9 protein-coding genes are annotated in these 10,456 nt (G+C 67.6%); 5 read left to right on the top strand and 4 right to left on the bottom strand.

Features of this window, described 5'->3' with window-relative positions; translation table 11 throughout:
• The first annotated feature begins 136 nt into the window (after window positions 1-136).
• Window positions 137-829: a helix-turn-helix domain-containing protein gene (locus C3E99_RS14775; protein WP_067111353.1), complete on the top strand. Its 693-nt coding sequence runs from the start codon at window positions 137-139 to the stop codon at window positions 827-829.
• A gap of 116 nt (window positions 830-945) precedes the next feature.
• On the opposite strand, the gene C3E99_RS14770 is transcribed toward C3E99_RS14775, so the two are convergent.
• The 4 genes from C3E99_RS14770 to C3E99_RS14755 all read right to left on the bottom strand — a co-directional run bounded on the left by C3E99_RS14770 (window position 946) and on the right by C3E99_RS14755 (window position 5,072).
• Window positions 946-2,223, bottom strand: coding sequence for an alginate export family protein (locus tag C3E99_RS14770; RefSeq protein ID WP_148650927.1), 1,278 nt, complete (start codon window positions 2,221-2,223; stop codon window positions 946-948).
• A gap of 79 nt (window positions 2,224-2,302) precedes the next feature.
• Window positions 2,303-3,565 carry a TolC family protein gene (locus C3E99_RS14765; RefSeq protein WP_234002682.1) on the bottom strand — a complete coding sequence of 421 codons (1,263 nt, stop codon included), beginning with the start codon at window positions 3,563-3,565 and terminating at the stop codon, window positions 2,303-2,305.
• Window positions 3,565-3,768, bottom strand: a complete 204-nt coding sequence (locus tag C3E99_RS14760; RefSeq protein ID WP_067111344.1) for a YgaP family membrane protein — start codon at window positions 3,766-3,768, stop codon at window positions 3,565-3,567. Before C3E99_RS14760 ends, C3E99_RS14765 begins: the two co-directional genes overlap by 1 nt.
• A 26-nt stretch (window positions 3,769-3,794) precedes the next feature.
• Window positions 3,795-5,072, bottom strand: a complete 1,278-nt coding sequence (locus C3E99_RS14755; protein WP_067111341.1) for an NAD(P)/FAD-dependent oxidoreductase — start codon at window positions 5,070-5,072, stop codon at window positions 3,795-3,797.
• A gap of 81 nt (window positions 5,073-5,153) precedes the next feature.
• On the opposite strand from C3E99_RS14755, the gene C3E99_RS14750 reads away from it, so the two are divergent.
• Genes C3E99_RS14750 through C3E99_RS14735 form a run of 4 tightly spaced genes read left to right on the top strand, consistent with a single transcriptional unit; the run spans window position 5,154 to window position 10,093 of the window.
• Window positions 5,154-5,492: a rhodanese-like domain-containing protein gene (locus tag C3E99_RS14750; RefSeq protein ID WP_067111338.1), complete on the top strand. Its 339-nt coding sequence runs from the start codon at window positions 5,154-5,156 to the stop codon at window positions 5,490-5,492.
• Between the two features lie 28 nt (window positions 5,493-5,520).
• Window positions 5,521-6,573, top strand: coding sequence for an efflux RND transporter periplasmic adaptor subunit (locus tag C3E99_RS14745; protein WP_067186246.1), 1,053 nt, complete (start codon window positions 5,521-5,523; stop codon window positions 6,571-6,573).
• Complete coding sequence (locus C3E99_RS14740; RefSeq protein WP_104960012.1) at window positions 6,570-9,782, top strand: efflux RND transporter permease subunit; 3,213 nt, start codon at window positions 6,570-6,572, stop codon at window positions 9,780-9,782. Before C3E99_RS14745 ends, C3E99_RS14740 begins: the two co-directional genes overlap by 4 nt.
• Window positions 9,779-10,093 (top strand): ArsR/SmtB family transcription factor, encoded by a 315-nt coding sequence (locus C3E99_RS14735; RefSeq protein ID WP_067186244.1) that lies wholly within the window; start codon window positions 9,779-9,781, stop codon window positions 10,091-10,093. Before C3E99_RS14740 ends, C3E99_RS14735 begins: the two co-directional genes overlap by 4 nt.
• The last annotated feature ends 363 nt before the right edge of the window (window positions 10,094-10,456 follow it).

Here is a 10,456-nt window from a genome sequence, read left to right as displayed (position 1 = left end):
AAACTTCGTCGGCATCAGCGGTAAAATCGCCCCCGCCTGATGCGGCGCAATCCAGACTTCGTCGAAAGCTGAAAATAGGGTGATAATAGTCAATCGAATGATTGACATTGCGCAATCATCTACGTAGCCGAGGGTGATGCGCAGCGAAGAAATCCCTGAAATCGCGACCCTGCCGATGTTTGCGGCGATGCAGCCCGAATTACGCGATTCGGTCTTTGCCGCCGCCTTCCTTCAGGTGTTTCCGCCCGCCCTTCGTCTGTTCGAGGTTGGCGCGCGCGCCGATTTCCTGCATATCCTCGTCGACGGGCTGGTGGAACTCTATACCGCGAGCGCGGGACGCGAGGTCACGGTTCAGCTGGTGCGGCCGGTTTCGAGCTTCATCCTGGCCGCGGCCTATACCGATCAGCGCTATCTGATGTCCGCGCGGACGTTGTCGGCGTCGCGCATATTGATGATCCCGTCCTCGCTGCTGCGCGACGCCATCGTCCGCGACAGCGCATTCGCGCAGAGCGCGCTGACCGAAATCGCATTGCGCTATCGCACCGTGATTCGCGCCCTCACCGACATGAAGGTCCGGCAGACGCTCGAACGCCTCGCCAATTTCCTGTTGCTGGAAAGCAAGGCGCAGGGCGGTGCGGCCCAATTCACCCTGCCGGCCGAAAAGCGCGTGATTGCCTCGCTGCTCGGCATGGCGCCGGAAAATCTGTCGCGCGCCTGCGGCGCGCTGGCCGATCATGGGGCGCTGATCAACGGACCGACGGTGCGGATCGTCGATCGCGCGAAGCTCACCGCCCTTGCGCGGCCCGACATGGTCATCGACGACCAGTGACTATCGGGTCGCGCAAGGTGCGAAGGAATTGGGGTGGGATCGCAATAGGCCGAAGGACCCCACCCCGCCCGCTCCCCTGAAGGGGAAGGGGAATATCGTGCCGGCTGGGCCTGTCTCTAATAACGCGCCTCGATCGACAGCCACGCCTTGGTGGTGTCGCTGGCGAATCGCTGCGCATCGTAATGCGACAGCTTGAAAGAGGTCGTGATCCGCCGCGTCACCGGCACGGTCAGCCACGCCCCGGCTTCGCGACCGTAGTTTCGGCCGCCGTGCGTCGCGTTGAAATCGTGCCACTGCAAACGCAGCGTCGCCGGCGCATCGGTGAACACCGGACCCAGACGCCATTGCAGATCGCCATACAGGTCGCGCAGACCGTCGGCGGGCGTCGTCAGGAAGCGGTCGGTCCAGCCGTTGAACGCATGCAGCGTGGCGAGCGGGGTCTGAAGCGCCGTCGTGCCGTCGCCCTCCAGCCGTTCATAGCCGACGCGCGCGACGACCGGCCCGACCCCGAGGCCCGGCTCGATCAGCCAATAGTCGTGGCCGATGCGGCGCGGATTGGCGCCATGGCTTCGCTGATGCGCATATTCGCCGGCCATATACAGCTTGACGCCGCCGTCCATGGCATGATCGCCCGCGAAGCGGACGCCCAGCGTGCGTGACGACAGGGCGGGCGCGGCGGGCAGGTCGAGCCAATAGCCATAGGCGGTCAACGTGCCGGCGGTCGGCACCGTCGCCGAGCCGCGCAACAGGTGGATGTTCGAATCGCGCCAGATTCCCTGCGGCGAATCGGGCCCGAACACGCGGTTGACCCGCCAGCTGTGCACATAGTCGATCCGCGCGCCCGCCGCGGGTGCGATCCCGACCCGCACCGCGTCGAGCGTCTGGTCGTTCTGGCGCCAGTCGACGCTGCCGACCCAGCGCTGGTTGTCGAGATTGACGGTCTGCCGTCCGGCGACGACGTCGAGTTCCCGCGCCGGCTGCCAGCGCACATAGGCCTGGTTGAGCAGGACGTCGGTCGGGTCGGGCACGGCCGGATAGGCGGTGCGGCCGTTGACCGTGTCGTTATAATCCCTGGGGCCGAGTCGCACGACCGCCTCGCCCTCGACCAACGCGCTCAGCCCGTTCCAGACCGCGGTGCGCAGCCCGGCGCGCAGCCGCAGCGTGGATGCTGTGGCCGACTGGGCGATGTCCGCCTGATCGACCGTTTCGAGGCGATAGCGGGCGTGCAGATAGGGGGTGATCGGGTCGGGCGAGGCGGGCGATACCGCGGGCGCCGATGGCGCGGACGTGCCCTGTGCCGCGGCGCTCGACCATGGCGTGACCGATCCGATCAGGACCATCGCCAGTCCATGGCGCCAGATCAGGGATGAGGATGCGGATCGGTTCTGTATCATGGCGGCGCTCTTGCACCTTCGCGCGCTTTAGGAATTGATATCCGTCAATTGCGGTCGGGAATATCGACCCGGACCCGTCTCAGCGTCCGATCAGCGCGAGGAGGCGGTAGGCGGCGACGATACGGTCGGCCTGTGCCACGGCCTCGCCAACCGCCGCCGCGGTTGCCTCGCGCTCGGCGTCGAGCCAGTCGAGCTGGGGTTTCATGCCCACCCGAACCTCGTGGCGGACGCTTTCGCGCGCCTGGTCGGCGGCGAGCCGCTGCCGGGCGGCGGCGGCTTCGACCAGTTCGGCGGTCCGAACATCCTGAAACGCGCCGATCGTCTGTTCGTCGACGGCGGACCGCGCCGCGCGGACCCGGGCGTCGGCCGCCCGGACGGCGCCGTCCGATTCGGCGATCTTCGCCGCGACGCGCCCGCCGGCGAACAATTGCCAGCGCGCGCGCACGCCGACCGTGGCGCCGTCGGCGCGGTAGTCGGGGAAGAACTGGTCGCGCAGCGTCGATCCTTCGGCGAAGGCTCCGACCGTGGGCAAGCGTTCGGCGCGTGCACCCCGCGCCGCCGCGCGCGCGGCCTCCAGCGCCGCCTCGGCCTGAATAAGGGCGGGGTTGTTCGCGCGCGCACTGTCGAGGGTCTCGTCGAGCGACGCGGGCATCGCCGGATTCGCCGGAAGCGGCCGCAGGTTCTGCGGCGCAAGACCGGTCAGGTTGGCGAAGCGCGCGTCCGCCGAGACGGCAAGGCCGCGCGCGCGTTCGAGCGCCGCCTGCGCCTCGGCGAGGCGCGCGGCGGCCTGGGCGACGTCGGTGTTGGGGCTTTCGCCGGCAGCGAAACGAAGCCGGGCGTGACGCTGGATTTCCTCCATCTGCCCGACCATCTGTTCGTAGAGCGCGATCATGTGCCGCGCCGTCAGTACGTCGCCATAGGCGCGGACCGTATCGACGACGATCCGGCTGCGGGTCATCGCCTCGCCGGCGCGCGCGGCCTCGCTGCCCGCCTTCGCCTGCGCGATCCCCGCGCCGACCCGGCCGCCCGTGAACAGCGGCTGCTCGATGACGAGCTGCGCGGCGCGCGGAGTGACGGTCGCCGCCGGAAGGCCGAAATAGCCCTGTGGGTCGAGCCGCCCCTGGCCGATCGTCCCGCTCAGCACCGCGCTGGGCAGGCCGTGACCCTTGGCCTCGGCAATGCGCGCGTCGGCGGCGTCGGCATCGGCGCGCGCAGCCTCGATCTCGGGCGCGTGGGTCATGGCGGCCGCGATCGCTTCTTGCAGCGTCGTCGCCTGCGCAGGCATGGCGACGCTCGCGAGCAGGCCGGCCAGCGTGGGGAGGGCGATCGACCGCACGGACATCACCGGAAGGCGGCCCCCGGACGCACGCCGAACGCCTTGAACAGCCGGGCGGCAGGGCAGAAGCCGGTAAGGCTCGCCTGGAGCATGTTGAGGCCGGCGAAGGCCGTCAGCGCGATCCACCACGGATGCACGGTGAGCGACAGGGCGACGCCGATCAGCACGACGCATCCGGCGAACGCCATCACGGCACGGTCGAGGGTCATCTTTGCACTCCTTCTTTTGCGGACAGTCAGAAACGCAACTTGCGGATACCCATGACGTGAAGCGCCAGCTTCTCGTAGAAGGGTTCGCTCTCGCCCCGGCGGATCTTGCGCAGGAAATATTTTTCGAAGCCGATCTTGGCGAGATGGACCCATTTGCCGCTTGCCGACCAGTTGACGTTGCGCGGCGGAATCTGCGGCTGGGCGACGAAGGCGACGCCGCCGTCGCCGAAGTCGGCGAGGCACACGGCGTTCCACGTCGCCTCGGCCGCCGGTTCCTTGCCGTCGAGGATTGCCGCGATGTTGGCGGCGATCGCCGTCACCATCGATTCGATCATGAAGCCGGTCTTGGGAACGCCGACCGGCACCGGGGTCGGACCCGTCGGCGGAATGGCGACGCAGACGCCGAGCGCGAAGATTTCGGGAAAGGCGGGGTTGCGCTGGCAACTGTCGACGATGACGAAGCCGCGCGGATTGGTCAGCCCCGCGATGTCGCGGATGGCGGGGACGCCACGGAAGGCAGGGAGCAGCATCGAATAGCCAAAGGGCAGGTCGTGCGTTTTCCTGACCGCGCCGTCCTCACCCACTTCTTCGACATGCATGACATCGGGCTCGACCCCGGTCACGCGCGCATTGGTGATCCATTTGATGTGGCGCTCGCGCAGTTCGCTTTCGAGCAGCGACTTGGTGTCGCCCACGCCGTCGAGGCCGAGGTGCCCGATATAGGGTTCGGCGGTGACGAAGGTCATCGGCACCTTGTCGCGAATCTTGCGGCGGCGGAGTTCGGTATCGAGGATCAGCGCGAATTCGTAGGCCGGGCCGTAGCAGGAAGCCCCCTGGACCGCGCCGACGACGATCGGCCCGGGGTTTGCGACAAAGGCGTCGAACGCATCGGCCGCGTCGGCGGCATGGGCGGTCTGGCAGATCGAGACGGTATGGCCCTGCGGCCCCAGCCCCTCGATTTCGTCGAAGGCGAGATCGGGACCCGTTGCGATTACAAGATAGTCGTAATTGACCGATGTTCCGTCCTTGAGTTCGAGTCGCTTCTCTTCGGCATGAAGCCGCCGGGCACCCACCGCGGAAAAGCCGATCTTCTTCCTTTCGAACACGGGCGGGAGATGGATCTGGATTGCCTCCGGTTCGCGCCAGCGCACCGCGACCCAGGGGTTGGAAGGCACGAAACTATATGTATCCGTGTCGGACACCGTCATCACGTCGGCGCGATTTCCGACTGCCGCCCTGATCTCGTATGCGGCGAGCGTGCCGCCAAGTCCGGCGCCCAATATCACGATCAGCGGCTTGTCCATCTGCAATCCCTCCGTCCCATATGTTGACTATATAAGATTTACATATTATATGCAACTATCAAGTCAAAAGGGGGAAAATCCATGTTCGGGTTGCGAAAGCGCGACGCTCACCGCGAGGTCGGACCCGCCGAGCTGCGCGCGATGCTGGAGGCCGGCCGGGCGCTCCTGATCGACGTGCGCGAGGCGGGCGAGTTCGCGACCGGCCATATCGCGGGCGCAGTAAACATGCCGCTGTCGAGCTTTTCACCTCGTAATATCCCTGATCCCGAAGGGCGGACGGTCGTGCTGCAATGCGCGGGCGGGCGGCGCTCCGGGCAGGCGCTCGATCAATGCGCGCGGGCGCGCAGCGCGATCGATACGCATCTCGCAGGCGGCATCGCCGCGTGGAGGAATGCCGGGTTTCCGGTGGTCGGCGGCTGAATGTCGCCGCGAGAAGGGATATAGCGGGATGGGCAAGGGCTATTGGTTGGCGGGCGCCGTTCTGGCGCTATCGGCCTGCGGCGGCGAACCGGAGCGCGGCGCGGCGGCCGCGGCGCTTCCCGCCGGTACCACCCTACGCCTTGCGGACGCCCAGATCGCCGACATGAAGGCGGTGGGCGCGGAGATTGCTACGCGCGATCAGGCCGAGGCGTTGGCGCGCATAGCCGGCACGCTCGTCACCCTATCCGTCCGCGAAGGCGACACGGTCGAAAAGGGCCAGCGCATCGGTATGATCGTCGATTCGCGGCTCGGTTACGAAACGAGTGCTTATGGCGCGCAGGTCGCCGCCGCCCAGGCCGAGGCCGCGCGCGCCAATGCCGATATTGCCCGCATCCGCGACCTTTACGGGCACGGAGTTTATGCAAAGGCGCGGCTCGATCAGGCGGTGGCTGCGGCGCGCGCCGCCGATGCGCAGGTCGCGGCGGCGCGCGCGCAGCAGGGCGCGAGCGCCAGCGTCGCGGGGCAGGGCGCGGTGCTCGCACCCGCGAGCGGTCGCGTGCTTCGCGCCGATATTCCGGCGGGCTCGGTCGTCGCGCCGGGCATGTCGATCGCGACCGTCACCGCGGGCCCCCCGGTGCTGCGCCTGATGTTGCCCGAATCGGCCGCCGGGCAGGTTCGTCCCGGCGCTCGGGTGATCGTCGGCGATATGGGGTCGAACGATGCGGGCGCGCCTTCCGGGCCGCGCGAGGGCAGCGTGACGCAGGTCTATCCCGCGATCACCGGCGGGCGGGTCCGCGTCGATGCGACGCTGCCCGGCCTCGACACCCGGTTCATCGGCCGCCGCGTGAGCGCCTCGGTCGAGGTCGGGACGCGTCGGGCGCTGGTGGTGCCGCGTGCTTTCGTCACCACGCGCTATGGCATGGATCAGGTCCAGCTCGTTACCGGCGGCAAGCGGCTGAGCATGGTCCCGGTCCAGATCGCCCCCACCACCGATCCGGATCGGGTCGAGATATTGAGCGGCGTGGCGGCGGGCGACACGCTGTTCGCTCCCGGAAAGCCCGTCAAGGCCGTGCGCCCATGAACCTCGGCATCTCGGGCCGCCTGACAAGGGCGACGATCGCGTCGCCTTTGACGCCGCTGTTCCTTCTCGCTGCGATCGCCGTCGGCCTGCTCGCCCTCTTCTCCATCCCGCGCGAGGAGGAACCGCAGATCAGCGTACCGATGGTCGACATCCAGGTGATGGCCCCCGGCTTCTCCGCCGCCGATGCGACCGAACTGGTCGGCATTCCGCTCGAGACGATCGTCAAGAGCGTCGACGGTGTCGAGCATGTCTATACGCAGGCGCAGGACGACGGAGTGATGGTGACGGCGCGCTTCCTCGTCGGGTCGAACCCCGAGGATGCCGCGATCCGCATCGAGGAGAAGCTGCGCGCCAATTGGGATCGGAAACCCGTCGGCGTTCCCGATCCCAAGGTGACGGTGCGCGGCATCAACGACGTGCCCGCGGTCGTCCTGACGCTGTCGCCGAGGCCGGGCGCCGCGGGGCAATGGAACGACGGCAGCCTTTACGAACTGGCGGCGAAGCTGCGCACCGAGGTCGCCAAGGTCGACGACGTCGGGCTGACCTTCCTCGTCGGCGGCCGTCCGGAGGAAATCCGCATCGCCCCCGACCCCGCGAAGCTGCGCCAATATGGCGTGCCGCTGGGTAGCGTGGTCGAGGCGGCGTCGCAGGCCAACCGCAGCGTTCCGCTCGGCACCGTCCGCGAGGACGGCAAGGCGGTCGGCGTGACTGCGGGCCGCACGCTGGCGTCGGCGCAAGAGGTGGGGCTGCTGACGGTGCGGTCCGCCGGCGGCGCTCCTGTCTATCTTCGCGACGTCGCGAGCGTCACACAGGGGCCGCGTGAGGATCAGGCGCGGGCGTGGCGCTGGGCGAAGTCGGACGATGGAACCGGGGACGGCAAGTGGGACAGCGCGCCCGCTGTCAGCATCGCTTTCGCCAAGCGGGCGGGGGCCAACGCCGTTGTCGTCTCCGACGCCATCCTCGAACGCGTCGAAGGCCTGAAAGGCAAGCTGATCCCCGACGGCGTCGAGGTCGCCGTCACCCGCAACTATGGCGAGACGGCGAACGAAAAGGCGAACGAACTGCTGTTCCATCTGGCGCTGGCGACCGTTTCGATCGTCGCGCTGATCGGCTTCGCCATCGGCTGGCGCGAGGCGGCGGTGACGGCCGTGGTCATTCCGACGACGATCCTGCTCACCATGTTCGCGTCGAACCTGATGGGCTATACGATCAACCGCGTCAGCCTGTTCGCGCTGATCTTCTCGATCGGCATCCTCGTCGACGACGCGATCGTGATGATCGAGAATATCGCGCGCCACTGGGCGATGGATGATGGTCGCAGCCGCGCCCAGGCAGCGATCGAGGCGGTGGCGGAGGTCGGCAACCCGACGGTGGTCGCGACGCTGACGGTCGTTGCGGCGCTGCTTCCCATGCTGTTCGTTTCCGGCCTGATGGGCCCCTATATGGCGCCGATCCCGGTCAACGCCTCGGCGGCGATGATCTTCTCCTTTTTCGTCGCCGTCGTCATCGCGCCGTGGTTGATGATCCGCTTCGCCCGCAAGGCGCTGGTCCACGGCCATGACGAAAGCGGCGGCAGGCTGGGGCAGCTTTACGCCCGCGTCGCGCATCGCGTGATCGACACGCGGCGGTCGGCGCGCAATTTCCTGATCGCGGTCGGCGTCGCGACGCTCGTCGCCTGCTCGATGTTCTATTTCAAGGCGGTTACGGTGAAACTGCTCCCCTTCGACAACAAGTCGGAGGTTCAGGTCGTGGTCGACATGCCCGAGGGGACGGCGCTCGAAAACACCGGCCGGGTTCTGGAGGACGTCGCGGGGATCGCGCGCACGCTGCCCGAGGCGATGGCGATGGAGCTTTACGCGGGCACATCGGCGCCGTTCAACTTCAACGGCCTCGTCCGCCATTATTTCCTGCGCGCGCAGCCCGAACAGGGCGACGTGATGGTGACGCTGCTTCCAAAGGGCGACCGCAGCCGGTCGAGCCATGAAATCGCGCTGGACCTGCGTCAGCGGTTGAAGGCGCTGAAGCTGCCGGACAGCGCCTCGATCAAGGTGGTGGAAACGCCGCCGGGGCCGCCCGTGCTCGCGACTCTGCTTGCCGAAGTTTACGGCCCGGACGCCGCCACGCGCCGAAAGACGGCGACCGAACTGGAGGCGATCTTTCGATCCATCCCCTTCATCGTCGACGTCGACAACAGCTTCGGCGCGCCGCGGCCCCGGCTCCGCCTCGACATCCAGCGCGACCGCGTCGATTATTACGGGCTGTCGCAGCGGCAGGTCACCGATAGCATCGCCATGCTGATGGGCAGCCAGACGGTGGGCTATGCCCCGCGCGGCGACGGGCGCACGCCGCTTCCGATCACTATCGCGCTCGAACAGAAGGACCGGAGCTGGACGCAGGCGCTGTCGAGCACCCCCGTCGCGCAGGCCCCGGGGGGCCAGCTCATCGACCTGGGCGCCGTGGTCGAAGCGCGGGCCGAGGCGGGAAGCCCCGCCATCTTCCGGCGCGACGGCCGCTATGCCGACATGGTGATGGCGGAACTGGCGGGGACCTATGAAGCGCCGATCTATGGCATGCTGGCGGTCGATCGGGCGGTGGAGGCCCATGACTGGGCCGCGAAGGGGCTGACGAAGCCCGCCATCCGCCTCAACGGCCAGCCCGCCGACGAAAGCGCCCCGGCGCTGCTGTGGGACGGCGAGTGGGAGATCACCTGGGTCACGTTCCGCGACATGGGCGGCGCCTTCATGGTGGCCTTGCTGGGCATCTATATCCTCGTCGTCGCGCAGTTCCGCAGCTTCCGCCTGCCGCTCGTCATCCTGACCCCGGTGCCGCTGACGCTGGTCGGCATCGTCATCGGCCACATGCTGTTCCGCGCGCCGTTCACGGCGACGTCGATGATCGGCTTCATCGCGCTGGCCGGCATCATCGTGCGCAATTCGATCCTGCTGGTCGATTTCATCCGCCACGCCGCGACGCCCGACAAAGGCTTGCGCGACGTCCTGCTCGAAGCGGGGGCGATCCGGTTCAAGCCGATCCTGCTCACCGCGCTCGCGGCGATGATCGGCGCGGCGGTGATCCTGACCGACCCGATCTTTCAGGGTCTCGCGATTTCGCTGCTGTTCGGCCTTGCCTCCTCGACGTTGCTGACAGTGCTGGTTATTCCCGCGATCTACATCCTTCTTCGAGACGACGGGAAGCCCGCGACCAGATGATGCCGCTCGACACGCCCCTGGCCCAACTCGCCCAGCACGCCGCGCATGCCGCGAGCGTGCTGAAGCTGCTCGCCCACGAACAGCGTCTGCTGATCCTGTGCCGGCTGATGGAGGGGGAATATGCGGTCGGACAGCTGGTCGAGCTGTGCGGACAATCGCAGGCCAGCATGTCGCAGCATCTGGGACGGCTGCGCGAGGGCGGGCTGGTCAAGACCCGCCGCGGCGGCACGACCATCTACTACAGCCTCGCCGATGACAGCGTCCGCAAGCTGATCGACATGCTGTGCGACCGCTTCGGGCCGCCCGACTGAGGCCGTTGGAGCAGGCTTCGGTCCCGTCGTTGTCGCTTAAAGCCACAAAAGCCCCACATGTGCATGGTGATTCTGCGTCCTTTGGGGATTCGGGCTTCGGCGAGCCGCCTCATCCGTTCGTCATGCTGAACTTGTTTCAGCATCCATGGCCGGACCTTCCCTTTTGCGCCGCCTTTCAGTCGAGGGCAGGCCATGGACCCCCGGATCGGGTCCGGGGCAGGCTCTGAAACAGGTTGGCGTTTATACCCCTGAGACAGGGACGCTGGTGATCCCCGGCGAAAGCCGGGGTCCATGCGAGGCAGGCGCACGTAGCTGGACCCCGGCTTTCGCCGGGGAACGCTCACCTGTCGGAAGGGGATAATT

The sequence above is a fragment of the Sphingopyxis sp. MG genome (assembly GCF_002953155.1).
Taxonomy (GTDB): Bacteria; Pseudomonadota; Alphaproteobacteria; order Sphingomonadales; family Sphingomonadaceae; genus Sphingopyxis; species Sphingopyxis granuli.
Note: the sequence above shows the minus strand (reverse complement) of the source record. Positions and strands in the feature narration are given on the sequence as shown.

Excerpts from the sequence above, each read along its gene's own strand:
- C3E99_RS14775 (WP_067111353.1), top strand. The coding sequence starts at position 137 with ATGCGCAGCGAAGAAATCCCTGAAATCGCGACCCTGCCGATGTTTGCG.
- C3E99_RS14770 (WP_148650927.1), bottom strand. The coding sequence starts at position 2,223 with ATGATACAGAACCGATCCGCATCCTCATCCCTGATCTGGCGCCATGGA.
- C3E99_RS14765 (WP_234002682.1), bottom strand. The coding sequence starts at position 3,565 with ATGTCCGTGCGGTCGATCGCCCTCCCCACGCTGGCCGGCCTGCTCGCG.
- C3E99_RS14760 (WP_067111344.1), bottom strand. The coding sequence starts at position 3,768 with ATGACCCTCGACCGTGCCGTGATGGCGTTCGCCGGATGCGTCGTGCTG.
- C3E99_RS14755 (WP_067111341.1), bottom strand. The coding sequence starts at position 5,072 with ATGGACAAGCCGCTGATCGTGATATTGGGCGCCGGACTTGGCGGCACG.
- C3E99_RS14750 (WP_067111338.1), top strand. The coding sequence starts at position 5,154 with ATGTTCGGGTTGCGAAAGCGCGACGCTCACCGCGAGGTCGGACCCGCC.
- C3E99_RS14745 (WP_067186246.1), top strand. The coding sequence starts at position 5,521 with ATGGGCAAGGGCTATTGGTTGGCGGGCGCCGTTCTGGCGCTATCGGCC.
- C3E99_RS14740 (WP_104960012.1), top strand. The coding sequence starts at position 6,570 with ATGAACCTCGGCATCTCGGGCCGCCTGACAAGGGCGACGATCGCGTCG.
- C3E99_RS14735 (WP_067186244.1), top strand. The coding sequence starts at position 9,779 with ATGATGCCGCTCGACACGCCCCTGGCCCAACTCGCCCAGCACGCCGCG.